Below are 21995 nucleotides of genomic sequence, written 5' to 3'. Positions count from 1 at the left end.
CTCCTAGTGGCTACGGAAATAATTTTGAAACATTCTCATGGCACCCATACCAGCACTCTTAGTCACACCGGTTGAAGCCCAAAAGTCTTTAACGGCGTCAGGTGTCTTGACCACCAGAAAACCGAATCCGATTGAGGCAATAAAAGCAATAAACCCGTATTTAGCCATATTAGTGAAACACCATACTGATAATGACATACAAAGCACCTGGCTAATAATGGAGGCATTGTAATAAATATACTTCTTCCACCACGTGCCACTATAATCAAAGCTTTCAGTCGCCATGCTCATTGCAGCTAAAGGAATTGTCAGGTTATACCAAGCCATATCAGCCACAAACACACACATCTTGATAAAGAACACGACGGTTACGACAGTGAAGATTAGCAGAAACAAAATCTGTAAGGGTAGCGAAATGCCAACATCTTTTAGCCCAGGAACTTTATTCATGCCGGTAATTGATTTAGCAGTGAATTTCTGATCAGAACTAAACATATACTTTAGCAGGGGCAAGGTAATTGAACCTTGAATAAAGCCCTGTAAAAACACGAAAACCGGAATCACGGCCGCTGATTTAATCCCGTCCATGATGATATTAGCCCAAGTAACATCGGTACTTTCATCTGCTTCTTTTAGAATTGTCATCACAATGCGGCCAAGGACGACCACAACGACTAACGATGTCGCAAAGGACAGGAAGATGGCATACCACGTTTTAACAATCGGCAAGCTTTGATTGGCTTGGTCAATAATGGCCTTGCAGATGTTGAATAAACCGTCCAACAAACCAGATAATGCCCATTCAAAAAAGTGTGTAATAGCTGATTGAATGATATTTGTCATTTTAAATCCCTCCTTTGTCTATTTGGGAATAAGTGAGACTGTACCAGTATCACTTTTAGCTAGTGTGTTAATTGGTGTTAGTTTATATTTGTCTGATTGCTTCTTAATCTTAAACAGTCGTGTTTCTGTGCTACCTGAAACACTATTTTTACCAATGAACTTAATTTGTTCATTGCCCTTGCTTTCAAGCAACTTGTACTCATACACTTCACTAAATCCCGCTTGGGTAAGTGTTAGATTGCTTTTTGAAAACTTTGCAGTAGCGGCCATACCATTATCTTTGCTAGAAGCAAACGTCCACTGGTGACTTTGCAAATCCTGTGCTGTAGACTTCCTACAAGCGGTAAGACCAACAACAATCAGCAACACTGTCATCACAGCGATTATATATTTCCAATATTTTTTCATTAATATGTCCTCCATTATCCAAGCATTTTCTTATGTCTAGACTCTAATTCTTGATCGATATTATCCTGCAATTTGTCTTCTTCGTCATCGGTTGTTTGATCGTCTTTTTTGGCTTGGTGCTGTGCTTTAACTGTCTGATTCCACTTATCTACCTTATTCTTAAAGTGGGTTTCCTGGCTGGCCTCTGGTTGGCCTTGATAATCGTTTTGTGACAAGTTAACCAAATGATCGGCTCCTGGAAATAGTTTAAATTGGAACGCTTTTGTAGCTTTGACTGGTCGGGCATTACTAAAGATTAATAAGCTCTGATCTTCAGGCATACGCATGATTTCATCAGGTGTCATCAGCGAACGGCTCGTATAGCTGTAACTATCGCTCTTACTGTGGCTCTCTTCCTTACTGTGACTAGTACTTTCACTTCCCGTTTCCACTTTCACCGTTGATTTTCCTAGTAAATCACTAAAGTATTTAGCAGTTACGTCATTAGCAGCATTTAAGCAAATTTTAACGGCATGATTACCTAAGATACTTTCGGCCTTATCCTTACCATACAAGGCTTGTAGCTGGGTTAAGGTCTGACAAATGGTCGTCACGCCAATACCGTACCCCCGGCACGTCGCCAGAAATTCTTCGTACTTAGGAAACTTCCCTAAATTGACAAATTCATCAAGGATAAAGTCAACTTGGTGGGGCAATTTAGCGTGATGATCGGCGGCTAATTTGTATAATTCATCAAACAATTGTGAGAAAAACAGATTGATGAAGCTTTCATAAGTGTTATCCATGACGGGTATAATCACGTATAGCACCACTTTGTCATTGCCGATCTCTTTTAAATCAAAATCAGAAAAGCTGGTAAAATCAGCCACTTCTTTGTCAACGAATTTCGAGATGGTCGCCAACAGGCTTTCAATAATGCTGGCTTTCATTTCCCCTTTGGCTTTTTTGAACCCTAACTCATAAGCACGTCTCGCTGGATCAGTCATGGTTAAATCAAGAAACAAGATATCTAACGGACTATCTGCGCCCTTTTCCTCGGCTTCCACATCGTTTTCTTGCAACACTTGGGTCACACCCGCCAAATTCCGTTGTTCTGGTGACCGGTGGTTCATGACAAACAGGATTAAAGCCTTCAAAAGCTGTCTTTGGGTACTAAACCACACATCTTTTTTGCCTTCGGCATTTTCACTCTGAACGATCTTCGTGGCGACGGTTTCAGCTTGAATATCCCGTTGAATATAATCAAAAGGATTATAGCGATCACTGTGCGCCATGTTGGCAAAGTTGACGACATGTACTTGATAACCCTGGGCTAGTTTGATACCGGCCGTCTTTTCGTATAATTCCCCTTTTGGATCGGTCACGACAATGCTGTTCTCCGTTTCATTAAACAGGTTGGTAATGACGACTGACTGGGTTTTATATGATCCAGGGCCCCCAACCACAAAGATATTCCGATTGGGTTTGGTGCTGTTATTCTGGTAAACAATCCGTTTATCCACGATCCCTAAAATCGTCCCATTCATGTTAATCTCCCCCTTTCGCTGACTTTTCTCGATCCACTAATGATTTGAGAATTTCGGCCTTGGTGCTCTTGTTAAATGCTGTGGTGAGGTCTTTGGCATTGATACTAAAGTAATGGTCACTCAATTCTTTTAAATTCCCCCAGGTCGCACTCCCGTGGGTTTCAGTGTCCGCAGTTTCCCACGCTTTGTGCTTGCTATTGCGTTTCAAAGCAAAATAAATGGTGTATAGAACCACAGCGATACTGACGATAATTAATACCGGGTTCTTTTGACCCAAATACGAGTTGTAATAGTGCCAGGGGTGCAAGGCTAATTGTTTTAATACGGTTGGCATATGATCCGCAAAAGTTAGCTTATAGTGCGATAAGGCCATGACTGATCCAGCTAAAATCTCCGCTAAATACAAGCCAATGATTAGCGTTAGTAGATATGGCCAGCTGACTTTAACGCTGTTTAATAATTTGTCTTTCATCTAATCACCTACTATCTGTTTAATCCTTTGTTGGTTGGTACCGGAGTATCGTTGCTTGCCATGGATCAAGGTTGGTACTGACGTTAATTGATATTTTTGAATGTAATGCCGATTCTGCGGTTGGTTCATGTTAATCAAGACGATGTTGTGACTGATTGCGTTGTGCCAATAAATCTGATGAAAAATAGCTTGGCAATCCGGGCAATCATCGCGATAGAAGAACAACACTTTTTTAGGGTGCTTAGTTAGCGTCACAACTGTTTTCTCTTTCTCAACATGGTTCACATAGCTATGACCTGCAAAGCCTAATACTGCAAGTATCACCACGATCACCGCTAGGGCTTTGCTTACTTTTTTAATCAAGGTCACTCGCTTTAAAACTGCTGCCTAAATTTTGTACCGCAGTGATTCGATCCGTGGTGGTATCGAAAGTCACCTGATAAAGTACCGTCGCCTTTTGCCAGTCGTTGTCGCCACTCTTACTTTCATAACTGACGACAGCTAAGCCTTTCATGTTTTGGCCTTGCTTACTTTGTGTATACAGATTTAGTTGGTTTAACTTGGCTGAAACACTATTGCTATCACCATACGTGCCCTTATTTGAAAAGTATTGCTGATATAGCTTGTCGGAAATCAAGTCTTTCACGCCATCTTTACGCTGGCCGTAGGTCTTGGGCTTAAAGTTGTTCATGACCTTAAAGAACTTGGTGACTACCGTATTAAAGCTAAGTTCAGCCTGACTTTTGTCTTTATTATTTTGGTAGGTCTTATAACTGTCAATTTGGGTGCTCAATAACTGCTTTTGTTGGTTGGTTTTAGTCAATTGCTGACTAACTTGTCGCTTTTGCTGTTGTAAGCGACTGATCTGTTGTTGCGCCTGCTTAACTTGGCTATGTTGATAGGCATTCGTTCCTAATGACATAATTAAGATCAAACTACCAAGTGCAATACTTAAAACCACGCTACGCTTCATTTGTTGGTTCCTCCTTACTTCTTGATTGGCCGGGCTAACGTTACATCGCTACCACTTAGTAAGCTATAAAAGGCGGTGCCAAAGGTGCTTTCGTTAACCTTGTCGCCTACGCCACCTTGTTCAATGATTTTGGTGGCTTTGCCTTGCCATTTGCCTAGCAGAATGGCAGTGTGACCGTTGTTTCCGGCTCCCGCACCTTGATTGACGATGACAATATCGCCGGCTTTCGCGTCATTTTCACTGATCTGTTTCAGATATTGATGGCTGCCTTTGGCGTCACTGGCCATCGTGCCGGTAAACCAGCCCATGTTGGCCGGTACCTTGTAACCAGCTTTATTAAGCGCTAACCAGACAAAGCCCGAACAATCCGTCCCACCGGTTTTGTTAGGGTTCTTTAAATCGCTACCTAAATCGGGGCTGGGGTGGGTTTGCACATAGTAGAAGTCACCTTTCATACTTTCCGCATTTTTGACGATACTCCCACCGGAATAGCCCGGGTCACTATCACAACCTAGCTCGGTCAGATCGCCTGAACTCGCATTGTCTAAGGTATTACCGGCCACTGGGTCACTCGCCCCGAACACGGAATACCAGTGATCGGCATACCCGTATCTTTGGCTTAAATACCATTGTTCCGGGTTCTTACTCATACCCTCGTAATCCATTAACCAGGCTTTCGTCGTTTTATGCACGTCCGTGTACTTAAAAATCTGTTTGTTTGACGCATAGTAACTACTGTTCAATTCTTGATCGAGATAGTCCAACTGCACACCGAGATTCGTCGCTGGTTTATTTCCTTTATGGGCTAAATCTTCCAGCTTATCTTTTCGACCACCTAACCACTGGGCTAAGCCCGTGGCACCGGAACTTGAATTAACCGAATTGGGATCAAGGCGACTTTCCAGTTGTAAGACCCCCAAGATTCCGGCGGCCGCTTGTGGGGTGGCACCATACTTCTGTTTCCAGTGCGCATAGATGTTTTTGGCATTTTCCGTCATACTCTTACTATCTAATTGCGTTTCTGTGGTGGTTGAGTTATCACAACTGTTTTCTTGTAGCTGACCAGTAATCGCGGCAATCAGCAAGATGATTAGCAGAATGGCACCGCCCACAATATAAGCAATCAACTTCCACTTCTTTTTCTTATATTCGAAAGACAGTACTTGCATTTAATCACCCGTTTTGTGCTTGGTTTGTTCGACTTGTTTTTGCGCTGCTGATTGGTCACTCTGCGCGTTCTTTAAGTCCGACTTAGCCGAATCCACCTTCTTGTCTTTGTCCTTATCTTTACTGCCATCAATCTTGTTGGCGTCATCTAACTTCTTTTGGGCGTCACTAACTTCGTTCTTAGCGGCATTGAGACTTAACAAGGCTTTTAAATACTTAGCTTTAGGACTGTTCACGCCGGCTAACTTGGTTTGGACAGTCTGGGCGTCTTGCGTATCGTTATGGGCTAAGAAGGCTTGTCCCATTCTCAATAAAACATCAGCGTTCGTCGTAAAGGATAATTGGTTATTAAGCGTATTGGTATCATAATTAACAATCGCTTTTTCAAGTTTCAATTGATCTTTTTGCTTACTCGTCGCCTTAGTTGGCAACTGCCAATCAGCCACTTGACTGCTATCTTTATTGTCATAAGCTGCATTGACAACCTTATTCAATTGGCTTGGGTCAACCTTCAAGGCTTGCTGGTATTGACGATGCTTTAAAAAGACACTGACTTGCTTAGTTGCAGGATAGCCGGCCCGTTGCATATCTTTTTGCGCTTCTGACCACTTCTGATCATTTAAAGCGGCCTGAATTTGACCGCTATATTTTAATCGCGTGACCTGCGCTTGGTTCTGGTTAGCTAAGCTTTGATATTGCCGTTCGTCACTTTTATGGACTAAACCGACAGCCAAAACGGCCACAATCGCCACTCCGGCCACGCTCAACCATAAACGTTGTTTGGTTTTCTGCTGGGCCGTTTCAACTTCCTGCCATTCGTGATAACTCACAAAGTCCTCAATGCCGTTAACCACTTCCGTTAACTCATTTAACGACGTAGCTTTAGCTACTTGTTGTAAATAGTCATCAGGGTGTTTAGCTAGGGCTTCTTTAGGATTGCTTAGTAGCCGTTCATAGGGTGTCCCCGTCAAGCAAAATAGAATCAGCGCTTTGTATTTGGCTAAATTGCTATGTTTGTCATCATAAGGCATAAGTTCATTGGCCCGGTAAGCGTACCAAACATGTTGCATGGGGTAATACCATAGATTAGCTGGGTTTAAGGCAATATGATACTGGCTATCGTTAACCACCTTTTGCGCCATAATTTTCTTGGCAATCGCTGACCGGATCGCCTTATTTTCCTGCGGTAATTCCTTTAATGATCTGACCTTATCCGGCAAGGTATAAGTTAAAACGACCTTCTGATCTTGCTCAACCACGTTAACCAACTGCAAGAAATTGGCATCAGCTTGCTTTAATTCGTTTAGCTCACTCAACTGGTCATATCGAAACTGATTGTGATTGAGTTCGAGAATTAACTTGTTTCCCTGTCGCTTGAAGGTGCCAACCTCGATATTCAATAATTGGTTTGATTTACTCATTTAAAGTCCCTCCTTCCTCCTCGGTGGTAGTTAAAGCGTCAATTTCACTGGGAGTTAAGATCACGCGCTTTTGATAATCCGGTTGTTCGGCTGCCTCACGATTGTATTTTTCTTGGTAAGCTTCTGGGTCGATTAGCCGTAGTTCTTCTTCGGTCAACTCGACACGCATAAAGGCGCGTTGGCTACCATAGATCATCAGGGCTTCGCCTTGTCTACGGCGTTCTAGTAGCTTCTTTTCTTTATCCGAGAACGTCATACGCAATTTGGTAATCACATCATCAACGCCTTTACCGTCAAGACCAAAGAACACTTTGGTGTAGGAGTTCCCAATAATGGCTTCACCAATGTTCTGCCCGGTATCTGTCGTGCCTTCGATCACATCTTGAATTTGCTGCGTTCCGGCAATGGCCCCAGCATTGTACTTTCTAAATCGCTTGTATGCTTGATGGAAAAAGGTGGCAGCCGCTTTGTGCAAAGTCAAAAAGTGAAATTCATCGACAAACAACTTCTTGCGGCTATGCCGATCTTTGGTGATTTCGTCCCACAAATACTGGAAGGTATTCAAATAAGCCGCTGATTGGACTTCCTGTTCACTTTGTAGTGGCTTTAAATCAAAGGAAATGATTTTCCCTTTTAAGTTAACGTTGGTATGGCCGTCAAATAGGCTGTTAGAACCATGGGTATAGCTGCCTAAGATGTAGTAGAAGTCTTTAACCCGATTGAATTTGTCTTCGTCTCTATCAGCCAGTTTTTCCAATTCGTCATAAACATTGGATAAGGTCGGCCACTGATCGTCTTTAATCTCTTTTAAGCGGCTATATTTCAAAACGCCACTGTTGACGTAAGCTTGTTTAACCACATCATCAAGGATTGCCAGCTCAACTTGGGTAATCCCGGTTTTAAGGACTTCAAAGAATCCCTTTAATCGCTGGATTTTATCTTTGACTAGTAAATCAAGGTTTGTGACCGCTTCATCGGCACTTAAGATTTCTTCGGAAAAAATTTGGAGCGGGTTAATTTTGTACTTAGCATTCGAGGTTAGGTGCAAGACTGCGCCACCCAGGGCTTCAACAATCTTGGTATATTCGTTTTCTGGGTCAATAATGTAGAGTTGGTAGTCTTGAATGGCATAGCGTAGGATTTTTTGAATCATATAGGTGGTCTTGCCGACCCCCGAGGTCCCGATAATCACTTGATTTTGATTTAGGGTCTTGTTGCGGTCCAACATATCTACGGCAATTAAACTGTTGGTATCTTTATTAACTCCTTCAATATCGCTTCTCGGCTTTAAGTCCAGAATTTCAGCGTCATCAAAAGGAAACATACTGCTGGCGACTTCGGTATTACTCTCTTTATAGGTGTAATCCCCCATGAGGTTCTCGTTAATTGGCATGGTTGACCAGAAAGCTTGAAAGGTTGCTTTAACGGGCACTAAGGGCTTCATTTGTAGTTTAATCAACGTATTCTTGACGTTCTCGGTTAAGTCATCTAATTCTGCTAAACTGTTAGCCCGCAGATAAACCAACATATGTTGATAGACAAATGTGGTAGAATTATCAAGGTATTTATCTAGTTGCATGTTGGCTGAATCAATATAATTTTGCAGAATCTTCTTTTTATACGGGTCGAACGTATTTAACTTCTGCGCTTCCTTATTTTGAATCGTCTTCTTGTAATAGGTAATCATTGAATTGTTACTGGCGCTGTCGATATATTGCACAATATCGATAACGCCTTTTTTSCGCTTYAATTCTGAYARCCAGTTGCCATACACCCGYTTKGGATARTCAGCRATCGCTAACACCCGAATAAAATTCTCGCCCGACTGGACGTAGGTGGGGTACTGTTCCCAGCTGAACGGAAATAGTGAATGCAAACTGTCGCGATCAATCAGCTTGGTAAAATCCTCAGCCTCCGGTTTGAGCTTACTACCCGTTTGGTCGCTGTTGCCTTGGTTATGCTCTTTTTTAGTTGGCATAAATAAATCAATGACCTTATCACCAAAACTCATACTGTTGCCCCCTATCCATTAAAATTGATCAAGTTCTTTAAAATCTCTTGGACTTCTTGACTGGTCAAAACTTTGGCCGTCACATCAAAATCCGTTAACGCATTTTCAATGTCTCGTTTAACCTGTTCGATCTTTTCGTCTAAATGAGTGACGGCTAAGTTTAAGCTTTTAACGCTCTTGTCTTTAATCGGTACCTTAACGATTAGCAGATGTTGCTTAGTTGTCATGTTTTTGGATTCCTGGACTTTAGTAAAGTGATCCAAGTAACTGGCTATGAGCTTGATTTTGAACTGTTGCTCGGGGTGATCTTTTTGTAAAGCGAGATACCGCCGTTTGAGACCATTGAGATAAGCTGTCATATTGACGGGAATTGTCGGCTCTAAGAACTGTAAGGTGTCATCAACCCCTTCACCTAACGTACTCATCAGAAAAGCGCCATAGTCCTCAAAGACGTCTTGCTGTTCGGTTTCATTAAGTAGATCCAGGTTGATCCCACTAACTTCCAAAATGCCAACGAGATTACCCGTTTTGGTAACTTCGTAGTTACCATACATACCCACCACCAAGCTCATGTCATCAATGGTTTCTTTGCCACCATTGATTTTGGGCGGTTGGTAATCCCAATCTAGCCTGGCTGATTTATTGGCGGTTTTGTTCTTCTTCAAACGCATTTAGTTCACCTCGCTTCTTCGGTTTTAAATAAAACAGTTTCTGACCATTGGCATAGCGGCGTTTCAGCTTAAAGTTATCCCGCACTTTAATATTCTTCCGCGCCGCAACTGGCCGAATTGTTAAAATAGCCATGACAATCGTCATGGCTAAGACAACAATCACTATTTTCATCAGGACTAAGATCAGACCATAGGGTGGGATTGCAATAAAAATTAAGCCCACTAGGCCCGCCAGTCCCGCTACGCCAAAATCCTTCAAGGTGTAGTCTTTCCAGATCCCGTAGTCTTTATCCACGTTTTCTGGGAAGATAAATTCTTTTCCTTTCTTCATTTGGCAGGCTCCTTTTTAAATTAAGTGAATAGGCTGTAAACCCAAGGTAATAGCCAGATAATGGCCGCCGCTAAGGCCACTAAACCAGCMACMCGKCCAACCGCGTGATAAACTTCTGATTTCTCTCGCGGATCGTCTGCGTCAGGCATTCTTTTGATAATAATAAATAGCGCGACACAAATCCCAACTAAAACGACCAAGCCAGTTAAAATACCTTGAATCGTCTTACCAGCGCTGGTTAGCTTGCTTTTAACTTCGCCACCGTCCGCCGCCAAAACAACCTGGGCGTTCATCAAGCCCAAATAAATCGCAGTAGCTCCAGTAGTTGCTAACGCTTTTATTTTGCTGAACTTCATGTTATTCCTCCTTCCTATCGTCTTCTGATGTTCGTAATTGAATTTGTTCTGCCTGCGTTTCTTCTGGCTCACGCTGATAGAACTTGTTCAATTGTTCCTCGGCAATTTGCTGGCTCGGTAATGGGTCGGTGGCTAATTTGACGCGGCCATTTTGACTCGTAGCTAAGTAATACTCTTTTTCTGACTGGCCTAATTCTTGGGTCTCTAAGACATGCAAATTATGTTCGTAACGGCCTAAGGCGTTATCAACTTCTAAGCCATAGAAGCCTAGGAAACCTTCTAAGAAGCTCTCACCAAAAAAGGTCATTTCGTTTTTGATCTGCTTATATTGATGGGTCGGTTTATCACTCACCAATTTTTCAGCCTTTTTAGCATTTTGACTGTCTTGATGGCGATTAAACCAACCACTAAGCTTTAAGGGATCAGTTTTCAACTGGCGTTTAACGGTCTTCTTAATCATTGCTTGCCGGACTTTGTCAATTGGCTGACCGTCTTGATCTAAAATCGCTTGTAACTGTTTTGGATTAGTCAATGCTTGGTCATCATCAACCACAATCGCCTTTTGATCATCATGAACTAGCTTGCCATTAATGCCTTGCCAGCTTTCTACTTTCATTGGATCACCTCCTTATGTTGTTTGTTGGGTTAGAAATATTAAACAACTAGCTTTCCCCTAACCCGCCCGGTAAAATGGATTATTAGGAGGGTGACACCTAGAAGGCGTATTTCTAGGTGCTGATCCCCGTTAGCAACTTCACTGCTTACGAGGACGCCCTCTTTTTTTATGTGGTTTTTAGCCCACTCTATCCCTTCATCAGATATTAATTTATTGGTACCTGAACCAAGCAAAAATTGATCAGGGAACTCTGGATGTCGTTTGATCCAGTTGCTGACATAATTTCGGCCACGCCCCAGCTTATGATTAGCTTGCGTTAAGCTGTACCATTCCTGATTGCCTGTCACATGTAAGTTCTCCTTTCCTAATTTAGTCATAGTTTAACACTAAAAGGTGTAACTTACACCATTTATTTTTTTACATTTAGATTACAAGTGCATGCCCCCATCTTCATGCCGGTTTCGAGCTTGGTGTTGCCGTTGCTTTTTCGTCATTTCCCACTCAGTCTCTTTTAAGCCACGTAGTTGCTGCTTTCTTAGATAGTCTGTGTTCTTCACATATAAAATGGTTATTAAGGCTTCGTCCAAAATATTAGTCAGGTAGTTTTTCGGGCTAGTTGGGTAATAATTAATGGCCTGATAGTCCTTAATTTGGTCTTGCTTATATTGATCAAACCGTGTTGTCTGTTGCTTCAAACGGGCTTGCACCATTTCAATTTGTTTGTGATCCAACTTAGGATCTTGGCCACATTCACCGAGAAACAGTTGCCGGGTGCCATCATGTTTTAAGACCCGTTGCAGTCGATGATCCTGAATATCTTTTAATTCAATTTTACCTAACAGGTAATTCAAACCGGCTTGGTGTTGCTGACTAGTAAAGACGACCGGTGGCTGCTGTTGTAATTGACTAAGCTCATTGGCGCTTAATGGCTTTAATTCTGGGTCATAGTAAACCACAGCGGTATAGATTTGTTCCTTATCAATCGTCTCTAGCTTATCCAGGTCGCTGTTCGGAAAAGCGGTCGTTAGAATGCTGTTGTATTGGGTTTGCACTACGGCTTTAACTTCCCGAATGACCCGTAAATTTTTCACCGCTTTAGAAATGAATTCGAGTTCGTTAGGCTCATAAGCGGCTAGTATGCCCCGATCAGTAGGCTTCAAATCGTCTAACTGGTGACCATGTTTGGCTAGCACCGTGGTTAATTGCTTTTCAATTGTTTGGGCTTGCTGATTAACTAACTGCCAACTGGTATATGGCCGCTTGGTAAACGTCAATAATTGCTGGGTTAATAAGTCACTTCGAATATCCGCTAACCGTTCTGCCAATTCGCTACCTTTGAAAATCGTTTGTTCACTATTAGTTTCTTTAATCAGTTCCCGACGTTCAGCTGCGGTTGTCTGTTCAAAATTAAGTTCCGGATAAAGCTTTTTCGTTGCTCGTTCCACCACTTTATTTAACAACTGGTTAGCTTGTGCTAGTGATGTCGTTTGCTGGTCAATGGTCAGCAGTTGTTTGGTTACATCTTCACCAACCGCGTGTTTAATTAATAAGCTGTTTTTCCAATTAAAAAGCATGCGCTGTTTATCATCTAAATGTTCTAAATCGACATAGGTTTTCAGCTGTTGACTTAGATGACTAATTGTGTGTTTTTCAGAGAACGATAGCTCGTCAGTTAACGCGTCAAAATGTTCATGATTTCTTATCTTTTCGTCAAGATTATGATATTTAGCTTGAGCGTTTCTTTGTGCGCTAACTTGTTGATTAAATGCTTTTCGATTTTTTCTTTGGCTGTTAATGCCTTCGTGTTGGGTAGGTGTCTCTTGAATCCCTTGATCGACAAACGATTTTTCACTAATCCGATCCGGAATATTTTTTTGTGCTAAAGACTGATTGACACTCAACGCCCAATTGTGCCGCCATTCAGTTATTTTTTCTTTTTTATCCCAATCAACCAACCAAATTTTTCTTTGTTTTGGAAACCCACTTTTGGTTAAAAGTTGCTTGCCATTTTCATCTTTAATGTACTGCGTCTTTGCTTTTAATCCCCAAGTACCATCAAGATTAAATGGGCGATTAGTCAACATCACATGTGCGTGCGGATTGTCCGGGTGATCGCGATGAATAGCTACATCAGCTACCATGCCTTGATCGACAAAGTTTTCTTGCACGTATTTAGTTAATAATTCTTTCTGTTCATCTGCGCTTAACTCAACTGGTAAAGCCACGTTAAACTCTTTGGCATACCGCGAGTTTGATTTACGATCTTTCTTTTCAACTTCATTCCACAACTGCTCTCGATCACTGGCCCATGCTGGTGCATTTTCGGGAGTTAAAATAAAGCTTTCTGGCATAACCGAGCGGGCATAGAAATATCGGCGACCTTCTTTATCATCAAATAATTTTTCACCACTTCGATAAGCCGCACTGGCAATCGCACTTCGTCCTTTACCAGCACTAATATTACTAAAACTCATGTGAAAAATCGCCATGTCGGTCATCACCTTTCTTTGGGTTTATGGGTTTGATTTTGTTGTCGCCATCGGCGACTTCTAATACAGGGTTTTGGGGGTTAGCACAACATAGAATTAATTCTATGTGTAAGTGCGCATTGACCTCATTTCACTCGGTCTTCTGATTCTCTTAACTTTAACTTAGTGTATGCCTTCCGCTTCGCTATTTCAACTTTTATCCTTTGACTTAGCGTTTCCCTTATGATATAGTGTCGGTGATTATTTTTAAGATGATTGGAGGGGTCGTTATGTCTCAAAGTAACTTAGAAAAACAAGAAACTAAATTAAAACAGCTTAATCAAAAGATTAAAGCTGAAAAAAGCAAAATTGAACAAAGCCTTGGTAAGGAAATCATTAAATCATCTAATTTGAATTATGCAACACTGACCACTCCACAAATTAAAATGATTGCTAAAAAAATTGCCGCCTTTTTAAATCAAGATCAAAATAACCAATAATAGTTAGGTGGTAATGACTATGCCTAATCAATATGAAAAACTAGTTGAACAACAAGCGCGTTTAAAACAAAAAATTGAGCGGGAAGATTTTAAATTACGGCAATCTAAATATTATGAAAGCCGACAAGCTCGCAAAGCTCGTTCTCGCCGATTAATTCAAAAAGGGGCTTTATTAGAAAAGTACTTTCAAGCTGATAACCTCTCGGTCGAACAAACCGAAGAACTTTTAAAAATATTTGCTGACTATGTTAACGCCCATAAACCGGATAAATTAAAAAACGATCAACCTAATAACTAGGCCGATCGTTTTTATTTTCTGGATTGTTTTTGGGCTTAATTTCTGGATTGTGTTTAGCAAAGTCTTTTAACTGTTTTTGAATTCTTTGTGTCAACTCTGTTTTACTTTCTTTGATTATTTTTTTACTTGATTGCCGTCGAATTATCTTTTGACCCTTGCCCCTTCTTTTGGCCTTTAAGTCAAGAGCAAAATCAGCAATATTATTTTGATCTAGCTTACTTAAATGACCGATCTCTTTAAAGTTTAAACCGGCTTTGGGAAAGCGATAAATATTACCAAGATCGACCCAGGAAGGTTTCTTCAACCCAGCGGATTGCCAATCTTGAATCGGATAATATTGTTGTTTGATATAAGCCGATTTATTTTGATACTTGCTGGTGATTTTAAAAGCTTCGACTGTTTGCTCCGATACCCGACGAATTAAAACTGGCCGAGACTTGCCACCGTTAGTTTCTACAAAACTAACGTATAGGCTGACTAAGTCATTAGTCCTCATCTGGATCGTTGAGCCAATCAGCGACCTCTTTAGCGTCTTTGAACTCGGTGACTGGTGTCCCTTCGGTCGCCTTTAAAAAGCGTAAATTAGCTCTTTCTTCTTCGCTTAAAGACGCATTAAAAGGTAAAGCACCATTAGCAACAATCCGCTTGTAAAACATGTTAATGGCTGTGGTTGGATTTAAGCCCAATTCGCTTAAAACGGCTTCGGTATCATCGGCCAAATCTTTATCAATCTTGACTTGGACCCGTTTCTTTTCCTTAACTGCCATGATTTTCTCGCTCCCCTTTATTACTACTCACATTATACTACCTTTTGAGTACCATTTTAACCCGTATGAATTTTGAAGAATGTTTTGCTGCTGTTGTTTTTGGTTGATAGCAAATAGATTCTTGTTTGAAGGCTATAAATGAATCTCTAAGCGATTGCAAATAAGCTTTGGCTCATATTACATTTGCTCCTTAAAATCACTTAGAAACGATTCTGGGGCTTTTTAAAGCCTATTGTGATTGCTCTCTTCTTGCTGGTCATCTTGGATATTTTCAGCAACCTGTTTATTCCACCACGTGCCAAACAAGTTTTTCATGGTTCCGTATAAATAGTTTTCAACGTCTTGAACATGTCTCTCGTCGCTTCTTAAGACATTGAAGTAACGCCTCAAAGTTTTTGTTATTAGTGTTTTTAGTTCAGGATTATCAAGGAAAATATGGACGTTTAAGTCTTGGTGATCTTGTTCTACAGAATATTTAGCATTTAGGATAATGCCGATAAAACGGTGCATTTGTTGAGGTGTCTGACACCAGAAACTGAGTAATTTGACTGCTGTTGGTTCTAAGAAGATTGGCCATCCACCATCTTCGTCTGTTAAAAAGTCATCGGCATGAGTGATGAGATCCTGGTTTTGCTTGTCAATTGTTGTTGCAGAAAAATGAGTTGTGGAAAAGCTTAACTTTTGAGTCTCTATGTTGTATCTTGATGTATCTTCTTTAAGATCTTTATCTAGATTGTTTCTGTTTTTCGGAATTCCGCTCGTAGCAAGGGTTTGAGAGTCGGCAGTTGTTGGTATAACCGGAATTCTGTTTTTCAGAATTCCGGTTATACCGGCATTATCTGGAATTCTGTTTTTCGGAATTCCGCTCGTAGCAAGGGTTTGATCGTTATTTTGATTGATTTTGCTAATTAAATAAACATCACTCGCATCTACCTCGAGGTCTGCCAAATATAAATGATTCGGTTTATTTAAACCAATTCTTTTTTGTAGCAATAAATCGGTTTCTTCTAACTCATGCTTGATTTTAATGACTTTATCGTTGCTGCAGTTGAATAAATCCTTGAGTTCATTGATTGTGAAAATGAAGTACACATGATCATGCTCATCAACCCAATTGTTTTTGATGGAGTATTCGAGGCGTTCTTTTAAAACTATGTAAGCCAGCTTTGCTGCATCGCTGAGTTCTTTATATTTTGTCCCATACAGCAGCACTTTTGGAAATTGAAAAAATAAATTGCCATAAACTTTGTTGACTTGAAAAAAATTAAATGTCTCGCCCATTCTTTGACACCTTCCTGTGGCGCCAGTGTCTGTATATTTCATGTCTTAATGGCAAAATGACCAGGATTGGTTTTTCAACTAAGAGTTGATATAATTGCTAATGAGGTCTCGTAAAAAGAAAACCCATTTCGTTTTACGGATATACAGGCTGACTAAATTTGTTTTAGAATATTTGAGCTACCAAACCCATTGGTAGCTTTTTTATTTCCGAATCAATTGAAAATCATCGCGTAATCAACTGATCAGTTTTAAATATAAAGCTTTGTACGTCTTAAGTAAAGGCTGTATTGAGCTTTTTTTAATTTAGTATACAAACCTGATTATTTTATCTTTGTATACATGTATACAAAATCTACTTGTATGCAAATATACAATGTAGAACTAATCTATTTGTATGCATGTAGATTAGTAGATGCCATTTATATATCTATTTGTATACAGATATCGTGATTATGCGTCCTTATTTCCTTGTCCACTTGGCCTGTGTGATGCAGTATATATAGAGATCTACGAATAATCAATATCTACTTGCATACATGTATGCAAGTAGATAGTATCTATATTTATTCTTGTAGATAAAATCTACAATTGTAATTAAGCATTCTCAAATGTATACTGATTGTAATTAGAGGGAGACTTTATGACGGCGACTATCTATGTTGTAGGAAATTTCAAAGGCGGGGTAGGGAAGACTAAAACGGTTACCATGCTGAGCTATGTCTCGGCTGTTTATAAACACCGAAAAACTTTGGTGATTGATTTAGATCCCCAAGCCAATGCTTCCAGCGTGCTAGCTAAAACGGGCAATATTTCTGAAATCAGCAAAAATGTGCAAGATGGTTTTGTCAACGGAGATCTGACTAACCAAATTACCCACATTCAAGAAAATCTTGATTTAATAGCGGCGAATACCAAATTCAGCAAATTACCTAATATTTTATTGAGCAAATTCCCAAACGATGATCGCCAGCAGGTTTCTTACCTACAAACACTCATTCAGCCGTTAAAAGACAAATACGATGCTATTTACCTTGATGTGCCACCAACTATTAGTGATTTTTCCGATAATGCCATGATGGCCTCTGATTATTGCATTATCATCTTGCAGACACAAGAACTTAGCCTTGACGGGGCAAAAACCTATATCAACTATATGCAATATTTGATTGATACATTTGATGCCAAACTAGATGTGCTAGGCATTCTGCCTTGTATGCTGCGACCTGGTGGTCGTGTTGATAAAAAGGTCCTAGATGAAGCTAAAGAACTTTATGGCAATAACGTCTTGCAGACGATTGTGACTTACCAAGAAAGATTAAAAGCCTACGATGCCGAAGGCATCTCGATGGGCCACATGTATACAGGTAATAAAGATCAATGGGATCAAAGAGCTCATCAGTTATTTATTGATGTCTTAGATGAATTAGATACGCACCAGCATCTTTTGAAAGGAGAACAGTAAGATGTCAGACAAAAAAATCTCACCTATCTTAACACACCATAAAACTAATTCCTTACAAGAAAAGCATGTTCAGATTGCCGGTACGAATGATTTTGGTAGCCGATCAGATATGGCTGTTACCAGTAAATCAGCTAAGCAAGTGGCTAAAGTCACGACTACTCAAAGGATTACCTTTGCCACCAAAGAGAAGATTAAACTCTTGGCTTATTTCATTGATGGTACCAACGATAAACAAAAACTGGCCTTCAATGATACGGTTGAGCTCTTAGCTGATCTTTACGTCAAAAACAATCTGAATGACCGACAAAGAGAACTGTTCAAAGATATGTTAGAAGAAAAAAGAATCTAATCTATTAAATTGCGTTAGTGGCGATCCTTGAATTCATTGACTAGATATAAGATGTGCTATCTTAGGATGATGCGTCGCTCATTTGATCATTTAATTCCTATAATTGAAATATGCAAATTCAATTTACCCAATTGCCTTATCAGGAGGATGCAGTTAATGCTGCTGTAGATATTCTTAAGGGCCAGGATTCCCTTAGCAGTATTGAGACTAGTGAAGATTTGTGTCAAGACGATGAGCTATTGACTGATCTGACAATTTCTAATAGATTGTTACTTTCTGATGATGAAATTCTTAAAAATGTTCATGCAATTGAAAATAGGAATCATTTGGCAAAGTCTACAGACTTGTATGGCAAAAATAAAGATTTTTTACAGTTCAATGTTGAGATGGAAACAGGGACTGGCAAAACTTTCGTGTATTTAAAAACCATGTTGGAAATGAATCAAAGATATGGCTTCAAAAAATTTGTTGTCGTTGTGCCGAGTATTGCTATTAAAGAAGGTACGAACAGTGCTTTGCGAGAAACAAAAGAATATTTTGGTGCACATTACTCTGGTCTTGTCTATGACTCTTTTGTCTACGATTCTAAAAATCTCAATCAGGTTTGGAATTTCGCCAGTAGCAATAATATTGAAATCATGGTTATGAATATAGCCGCCTTCAACAAACAGTTGGGTCCAGAGGCTTCAGATTCGAACCAAAGCAATGTAAACATTATGTACCGTGAAAACGATACTTTGAACGGTCGCAAACCAATTGATTTAATCGCTGCAACTCGACCAATTCTGATCATTGATGAACCCCAATCGGTTGATAATACGCCTAAAGCTAAGAGAGCTTTGAATGCATTAGAGCCATTATTTGGCCTGCGCTATTCAGGAACACATAAAGAAAAAAGTTACCCCTTGATTTACAAATTTGACGCTGTAGATGCTTTCAACGCGAAAATGGTTAAACAAATTAAAGTCGTAGAAAGCCAGCTAGACGATCAAGGAAACTCTGCTTATCTGAAATTAATTAAAGTCGAAAATCGATCACAAGGACTTCGTGCACAGATCGAGTTGGATGTTTCTGAAAGGAATGGACAAATTAAGCGTAAGAAAGTCTGGTTAAAACAAAATGATGATTTATTTGAAAAATCAGGTTTTTTGCCAGCTTATGAGTCTGTTAGTTTTATTCAAGATATTGAGATAACTGATCCGAAGGCGGGATCAGGAATTGTCACTTTTGATGGCGCTCCAGATAGTATCAGCACCGAGAATCAAACGACTGAAAATGATGACACACTCAAACGGGCTCAAATAGCTAAGGCGATCGAAATACATTTGCGTAAAGAACAGGAACTTAATCCTAAAGGAATTAAAGTTCTTACACTTTTCTTCTTGGATAAGGTAGCAAACTATCGCCAGTATGATGAGAGCGGCAATCAAGTCCCGGGAAAATACTATCGGATGTTTGAAGAGGAATATCTCAAAGCTCAAAGAGGATCTGGTGCAAATAGTCTGAGAGTGTGCCTTTTACCTAGTTGTTGATAGGGTGTTGTAGGTTATGCTGGCACCATCGCTTTTAATTCGCCCACGGCTGAAAACCCGATGAGGCTTAGCTCTCGTCGGGTTTTCTTGCGTAATGCATGGATGACTTCAATGCCGCTGAGTGTTGCACTAGCGGTTCGGATGTTTTGGAAACTTGCTGACCGCACCCGGTGTCGTTTAATGAATCGATGATCTTGTTCGATTAAATTGTTTCGATACTTGGAACATTGGTGTGCTGATTTGCTCAAGTAGTCTTGTTTCATCAGGTGCTTCACTGCCTTAAGTGTTGCTCGATATTGATCGGTGACTAAGCGATCAGGACGACCATTGGTCGTCAAAAGCCGTTTCAAAAAGTGATAGGCTGCCGCATAATCACGATGCTTTCGCAGTTCGAAGTCGAGCGTCAGACCGTTGCTATCAATTGCACGATACAGATAAGTCCAATGACCTTTGACGTTAATGTAAGTCTCGTCTATCCTCCAACTTTTGGTATGGGAGGTTTGATGTTGGCGCCATAAAGCCTTAAAGATGGGACCATAATGATGAACCCAACGCATGACCGTGGTGTGCTGCACACTAACCCCGCGATCACGTAGCAATTCAACGATATCACGGTAGCTGAGACTGAACCTAAAATAGTAGCCAACGGCTACTATAATGATATCCTGTTGAAAGTGGCGTCCTTTAAAGTAATTCATGCGCACAATCCCTCGTTTCTTGTCACTCAGTATACTAGAATGAAGTTGCCCGGCAAACTTTGCACCAGAGCCATCTTGAGGACTGGTGCAGGTCCTCAAGGTTACCTAACTCTATTAATGCAGCCTGCCATCATGGTGGGCTTTGTTTTATAATAAAGGGCGTAGGGGAGTGCAAACCCTTACACCCATAAAAATTTACCCTTTCCTGGTGTCCATGACTTAATTGTGATGGGCACTTTTTAATTCTTAGTGAGGACACAGCCTCTCATAATGCGCAGCACTCACAACTTATTAATAAGTATTTTTTAGTATAATAAATGTAGGCGCTTACAATAGATAAGCGCCTATCAATCGTTATCCCCCTTAACGCATACAGAGTGTAATTATCTAAGTAGATATCTTCACTATCGTGGCTCCCAGTTGATCACTGGGAGTTTTTTTCAACATATCTTCCTATTGCAGAGGCTTCTACTTTTGTTGATTGGCAGGGTTACGAACCTAGTCCGAATCTATTTGCAGACAACACTTTTAGCGCTTGAAGCAACGGCGAGTATAGTTGATCTATGGCAGATAGGCCAACTAAAAAACACGAATCTTTCTGGTTCTTGTTATGATTGAGATATGACAGAACTTTCTCGATTGGCTTCTGTATTACTGAATAAGCAGGAAAAGGATGGTATACCTCCTAATACAGCTTTTAAGGATGGCCTGATCTTTTCTGAGAAACACGGTTATGGTGATCTAGCCCGTCAAGTTATTAAAGAATGGGACGATTTACCCTTAGGAGAGGGTGAGAGCCAAAGGCCAACCAGACACCAGTCTTCCTCTGTTAGAGCCCTTCGAAACCAATGCCTGGCTTTGCAGGACAAAGGCCACAGTCTCTCAGAGATTCAACAGCAGACAGATCTGACTAAAGAAGAAGTTTCTTATTACCTAAGAGATCTTACACAAAACAACAAGTAATTGAGATATCAATCAGGCTAGTCCAAGGACTGGCTTTTGTTGTTTTTAATGGCAAATCTATTTTGACGGCAGTATCATAATTGGTGGGAGCCAAAAAAATGCTGTGGCTGATGATTTTGGGTAGATTAGCAGGCTATACCTTATTAATAGCGGGACTGGTAGGTTTTTCAATTTTTATCTTTGCCCTTAATTGAACTGATTGTGGCATGGCTCAGAAATGTTAGAGCTGGTCTGGCTGGTCATCAGTCTTGGTGATGATTAGTTAAAATTAAATAGTTAAAAGCACCGATACAAGTCGATGCTTTTTTGATTCGATAACTATCTTAGTTAAATCAACATATGCTGAGGATAAGATGATGATGGTTAGCTTGATAATTGTTTGGCCAAGGATTTTCCTTTATCGGTCAAACGAATATAAGAAGTCAGCTGCTGAACAGAACGAATTTGAATCAAGCCAAGATCGATTAGGATACGGCAGTCTTCACAAAAACTTTCAGTCCTGGGAAGCTCGCTGTACCACATGCGACCCGTTACATCGCTATGATGAAAGATAAAGGTAAACATCGCTAACGAAGAGGCAGCCAATTCCTTTTCCATAAACTCATTTTATCAAAGGATCCTATGAGAAACATAAAAGAGCCGCAAGATTGTTTAGCAACAGTCGTTGAACCAAATTTATAGAAGAACGGCATTGGTTCTGATCCGAGGTGCCAATTCAATTGCCAATCCGCGAACTATTATATATATGACTATAGCAACATCATTTACGAGATCTCTCCAGCTTGATCAGYACCAAAAACTGCAAGAAATTAAGAAATAAACTCATTGATTGAGCACAACTGAAGCAAATCAAACACTAGTTTCACCATAACGAATACCAAT

Annotated in this window: 26 protein-coding genes; 6 read left to right on the top strand and 20 right to left on the bottom strand. The window is 40.4% G+C overall.

Annotated features, from left to right (window positions below):
* Positions 1-3: 3 nt before the first annotated feature.
* From OKIT_RS02620 to mobQ, 15 genes are read right to left on the bottom strand one after another with little or no spacing between them, the layout of a single operon-like run.
* Positions 4-843 (bottom strand): conjugal transfer protein TrbL family protein, encoded by an 840-nt coding sequence (locus OKIT_RS02620; RefSeq protein WP_007745070.1) that lies wholly within the window; start codon positions 841-843, stop codon positions 4-6.
* A gap of 18 nt (positions 844-861) precedes the next feature.
* Positions 862-1251, bottom strand: a complete 390-nt coding sequence (locus tag OKIT_RS02615) for a hypothetical protein (protein ID WP_007745069.1) — start codon at positions 1249-1251, stop codon at positions 862-864.
* Between the two features lie 14 nt (positions 1252-1265).
* Positions 1266-2777 carry a VirD4-like conjugal transfer protein, CD1115 family gene (locus OKIT_RS02610; protein WP_007745068.1) on the bottom strand — a complete coding sequence of 504 codons (1512 nt, stop codon included), beginning with the start codon at positions 2775-2777 and terminating at the stop codon, positions 1266-1268.
* 1 nt (position 2778) lies between these two features.
* A complete protein-coding gene (locus OKIT_RS02605; protein WP_007745067.1) occupies positions 2779-3249 on the bottom strand; it encodes a hypothetical protein in 471 nt (156 codons plus the stop codon).
* Positions 3250-3618: a thioredoxin family protein gene (locus tag OKIT_RS02600; RefSeq protein WP_028291655.1), complete on the bottom strand. Its 369-nt coding sequence runs from the start codon at positions 3616-3618 to the stop codon at positions 3250-3252.
* Positions 3605-4222, bottom strand: a complete 618-nt coding sequence (locus tag OKIT_RS02595; protein ID WP_007745065.1) for a hypothetical protein — start codon at positions 4220-4222, stop codon at positions 3605-3607. Before OKIT_RS02595 ends, OKIT_RS02600 begins: the two co-directional genes overlap by 14 nt.
* 14 nt (positions 4223-4236) lie before the next feature.
* Entirely contained in the window at positions 4237-5391 is a 1155-nt protein-coding gene (locus tag OKIT_RS02590) for a phage tail tip lysozyme (protein WP_007745063.1), read from the bottom strand.
* On the bottom strand, positions 5392-6810 hold the full coding sequence (locus OKIT_RS02585; RefSeq protein WP_007745062.1) for a type VII secretion protein EssB/YukC: 1419 nt from the start codon (positions 6808-6810) through the stop codon (positions 5392-5394). It abuts the gene before it with no gap.
* Positions 6803-8821 carry a VirB4 family type IV secretion system protein gene (locus OKIT_RS02580; RefSeq protein ID WP_007745060.1) on the bottom strand — a complete coding sequence of 673 codons (2019 nt, stop codon included), beginning with the start codon at positions 8819-8821 and terminating at the stop codon, positions 6803-6805. Before OKIT_RS02580 ends, OKIT_RS02585 begins: the two co-directional genes overlap by 8 nt.
* Before the next feature lie 11 nt (positions 8822-8832).
* Positions 8833-9492, bottom strand: coding sequence for a TrsD/TraD family conjugative transfer protein (gene trsD / locus OKIT_RS02575; protein WP_007745057.1), 660 nt, complete (start codon positions 9490-9492; stop codon positions 8833-8835).
* Positions 9461-9823 (bottom strand): hypothetical protein, encoded by a 363-nt coding sequence (locus OKIT_RS02570; protein ID WP_007745056.1) that lies wholly within the window; start codon positions 9821-9823, stop codon positions 9461-9463. The genes trsD and OKIT_RS02570 overlap by 32 nt, the downstream gene beginning before the upstream one ends.
* Before the next feature lie 20 nt (positions 9824-9843).
* Entirely contained in the window at positions 9844-10179 is a 336-nt protein-coding gene (locus OKIT_RS02565) for a CagC family type IV secretion system protein (RefSeq protein ID WP_007745055.1), read from the bottom strand.
* Position 10180: 1 nt separating this feature from the next.
* On the bottom strand, positions 10181-10795 hold the full coding sequence (locus OKIT_RS02560) for a hypothetical protein (RefSeq protein WP_007745054.1): 615 nt from the start codon (positions 10793-10795) through the stop codon (positions 10181-10183).
* A gap of 38 nt (positions 10796-10833) precedes the next feature.
* Positions 10834-11172 carry a hypothetical protein gene (locus OKIT_RS02555; RefSeq protein WP_148127721.1) on the bottom strand — a complete coding sequence of 113 codons (339 nt, stop codon included), beginning with the start codon at positions 11170-11172 and terminating at the stop codon, positions 10834-10836.
* A gap of 51 nt (positions 11173-11223) precedes the next feature.
* Entirely contained in the window at positions 11224-13284 is a 2061-nt protein-coding gene (mobQ, locus tag OKIT_RS02550) for a MobQ family relaxase (protein WP_007745051.1), read from the bottom strand.
* Between the two features lie 269 nt (positions 13285-13553).
* Between mobQ and OKIT_RS02545 the strand changes: the two genes are divergently transcribed.
* Complete coding sequence (locus tag OKIT_RS02545; protein WP_007745050.1) at positions 13554-13763, top strand: hypothetical protein; 210 nt, start codon at positions 13554-13556, stop codon at positions 13761-13763.
* 19 nt (positions 13764-13782) lie between these two features.
* On the top strand, positions 13783-14061 hold the full coding sequence (locus tag OKIT_RS02540; protein WP_007745049.1) for a hypothetical protein: 279 nt from the start codon (positions 13783-13785) through the stop codon (positions 14059-14061).
* Here the strand turns inward: OKIT_RS02540 and OKIT_RS09695 are convergent.
* The 3 genes from OKIT_RS09695 to OKIT_RS02525 form a co-directional block, all read right to left on the bottom strand.
* Complete coding sequence (locus OKIT_RS09695) at positions 14051-14557, bottom strand: hypothetical protein (protein ID WP_007745048.1); 507 nt, start codon at positions 14555-14557, stop codon at positions 14051-14053. The genes OKIT_RS02540 and OKIT_RS09695 overlap by 11 nt on opposite strands.
* Positions 14547-14828, bottom strand: a complete 282-nt coding sequence (locus OKIT_RS02530; RefSeq protein WP_002819873.1) for a type II toxin-antitoxin system RelB/DinJ family antitoxin — start codon at positions 14826-14828, stop codon at positions 14547-14549. The genes OKIT_RS09695 and OKIT_RS02530 overlap by 11 nt, the downstream gene beginning before the upstream one ends.
* 222 nt (positions 14829-15050) lie before the next feature.
* Complete coding sequence (locus tag OKIT_RS02525) at positions 15051-16109, bottom strand: replication initiator protein A (protein ID WP_007745044.1); 1059 nt, start codon at positions 16107-16109, stop codon at positions 15051-15053.
* Between the two features lie 640 nt (positions 16110-16749).
* Between OKIT_RS02525 and OKIT_RS02520 the strand changes: the two genes are divergently transcribed.
* From OKIT_RS02520 to OKIT_RS02510, 3 genes are all read left to right on the top strand, one after another.
* Positions 16750-17571, top strand: coding sequence for a ParA family protein (locus tag OKIT_RS02520; RefSeq protein WP_007745036.1), 822 nt, complete (start codon positions 16750-16752; stop codon positions 17569-17571).
* Between the two features lies 1 nt (position 17572).
* Positions 17573-17920 carry a hypothetical protein gene (locus OKIT_RS02515; RefSeq protein WP_007745035.1) on the top strand — a complete coding sequence of 116 codons (348 nt, stop codon included), beginning with the start codon at positions 17573-17575 and terminating at the stop codon, positions 17918-17920.
* Positions 17921-18030: 110 nt separating this feature from the next.
* A complete protein-coding gene (locus tag OKIT_RS02510) occupies positions 18031-19452 on the top strand; it encodes a DEAD/DEAH box helicase family protein (protein ID WP_007745034.1) in 1422 nt (473 codons plus the stop codon).
* A 14-nt stretch (positions 19453-19466) separates the two neighbouring features.
* Here the strand turns inward: OKIT_RS02510 and OKIT_RS02505 are convergent, their stop codons facing one another.
* The gene (locus OKIT_RS02505; RefSeq protein WP_007745033.1) at positions 19467-20150 is read right to left on the bottom strand and encodes an IS6 family transposase; all 684 of its coding nucleotides are present in this window, start codon (positions 20148-20150) and stop codon (positions 19467-19469) included.
* Between the two features lie 621 nt (positions 20151-20771).
* Here OKIT_RS02505 and OKIT_RS02500 point away from each other — a divergent pair.
* Positions 20772-21113 (top strand): hypothetical protein, encoded by a 342-nt coding sequence (locus tag OKIT_RS02500; RefSeq protein ID WP_007745032.1) that lies wholly within the window; start codon positions 20772-20774, stop codon positions 21111-21113.
* A 363-nt stretch (positions 21114-21476) separates the two neighbouring features.
* Here OKIT_RS02500 and OKIT_RS02495 read toward each other — a convergent pair whose 3' ends face one another.
* On the bottom strand, positions 21477-21710 hold the full coding sequence (locus OKIT_RS02495) for a hypothetical protein (protein ID WP_007745031.1): 234 nt from the start codon (positions 21708-21710) through the stop codon (positions 21477-21479).
* Between the last annotated feature and the right edge of the window lie 285 nt (positions 21711-21995).

Origin of the sequence: Oenococcus kitaharae DSM 17330, from assembly GCF_000241055.1 — a bacterium.
Taxonomy (GTDB): Bacteria; Bacillota; Bacilli; order Lactobacillales; family Lactobacillaceae; genus Oenococcus; species Oenococcus kitaharae.
The sequence above is the reverse complement of the archived record's forward strand: the minus strand, read 5'-3'. Positions and strand labels throughout refer to the sequence as shown.

What these genes read in the sequence shown, in the direction of transcription:
- OKIT_RS02515 (WP_007745035.1), top strand. Translation starts at nt 17,573, where the DNA reads ATGTCAGACAAAAAAATCTCACCTATCTTAACACACCATAAAACTAAT.
- OKIT_RS02585 (WP_007745062.1), bottom strand. Translation starts at nt 6,810, where the DNA reads ATGAGTAAATCAAACCAATTATTGAATATCGAGGTTGGCACCTTCAAG.
- OKIT_RS02570 (WP_007745056.1), bottom strand. Translation starts at nt 9,823, where the DNA reads ATGAAGAAAGGAAAAGAATTTATCTTCCCAGAAAACGTGGATAAAGAC.
- OKIT_RS02545 (WP_007745050.1), top strand. Translation starts at nt 13,554, where the DNA reads ATGTCTCAAAGTAACTTAGAAAAACAAGAAACTAAATTAAAACAGCTT.
- OKIT_RS02615 (WP_007745069.1), bottom strand. Translation starts at nt 1,251, where the DNA reads ATGAAAAAATATTGGAAATATATAATCGCTGTGATGACAGTGTTGCTG.
- OKIT_RS02555 (WP_148127721.1), bottom strand. Translation starts at nt 11,172, where the DNA reads ATGACTAAATTAGGAAAGGAGAACTTACATGTGACAGGCAATCAGGAA.
- OKIT_RS02605 (WP_007745067.1), bottom strand. Translation starts at nt 3,249, where the DNA reads ATGAAAGACAAATTATTAAACAGCGTTAAAGTCAGCTGGCCATATCTA.
- OKIT_RS02610 (WP_007745068.1), bottom strand. Translation starts at nt 2,777, where the DNA reads ATGAATGGGACGATTTTAGGGATCGTGGATAAACGGATTGTTTACCAG.
- OKIT_RS02620 (WP_007745070.1), bottom strand. Translation starts at nt 843, where the DNA reads ATGACAAATATCATTCAATCAGCTATTACACACTTTTTTGAATGGGCA.
- OKIT_RS02530 (WP_002819873.1), bottom strand. Translation starts at nt 14,828, where the DNA reads ATGGCAGTTAAGGAAAAGAAACGGGTCCAAGTCAAGATTGATAAAGAT.
- OKIT_RS09695 (WP_007745048.1), bottom strand. Translation starts at nt 14,557, where the DNA reads ATGAGGACTAATGACTTAGTCAGCCTATACGTTAGTTTTGTAGAAACT.
- OKIT_RS02595 (WP_007745065.1), bottom strand. Translation starts at nt 4,222, where the DNA reads ATGAAGCGTAGCGTGGTTTTAAGTATTGCACTTGGTAGTTTGATCTTA.
- OKIT_RS02500 (WP_007745032.1), top strand. Translation starts at nt 20,772, where the DNA reads ATGACAGAACTTTCTCGATTGGCTTCTGTATTACTGAATAAGCAGGAA.
- OKIT_RS02540 (WP_007745049.1), top strand. Translation starts at nt 13,783, where the DNA reads ATGCCTAATCAATATGAAAAACTAGTTGAACAACAAGCGCGTTTAAAA.
- mobQ (WP_007745051.1), bottom strand. Translation starts at nt 13,284, where the DNA reads ATGGCGATTTTTCACATGAGTTTTAGTAATATTAGTGCTGGTAAAGGA.
- OKIT_RS02560 (WP_007745054.1), bottom strand. Translation starts at nt 10,795, where the DNA reads ATGAAAGTAGAAAGCTGGCAAGGCATTAATGGCAAGCTAGTTCATGAT.
- OKIT_RS02495 (WP_007745031.1), bottom strand. Translation starts at nt 21,710, where the DNA reads ATGGAAAAGGAATTGGCTGCCTCTTCGTTAGCGATGTTTACCTTTATC.
- OKIT_RS02505 (WP_007745033.1), bottom strand. Translation starts at nt 20,150, where the DNA reads ATGAATTACTTTAAAGGACGCCACTTTCAACAGGATATCATTATAGTA.
- OKIT_RS02525 (WP_007745044.1), bottom strand. Translation starts at nt 16,109, where the DNA reads ATGGGCGAGACATTTAATTTTTTTCAAGTCAACAAAGTTTATGGCAAT.
- OKIT_RS02590 (WP_007745063.1), bottom strand. Translation starts at nt 5,391, where the DNA reads ATGCAAGTACTGTCTTTCGAATATAAGAAAAAGAAGTGGAAGTTGATT.
- OKIT_RS02510 (WP_007745034.1), top strand. Translation starts at nt 18,031, where the DNA reads ATGCAAATTCAATTTACCCAATTGCCTTATCAGGAGGATGCAGTTAAT.
- trsD (WP_007745057.1), bottom strand. Translation starts at nt 9,492, where the DNA reads ATGCGTTTGAAGAAGAACAAAACCGCCAATAAATCAGCCAGGCTAGAT.
- OKIT_RS02520 (WP_007745036.1), top strand. Translation starts at nt 16,750, where the DNA reads ATGACGGCGACTATCTATGTTGTAGGAAATTTCAAAGGCGGGGTAGGG.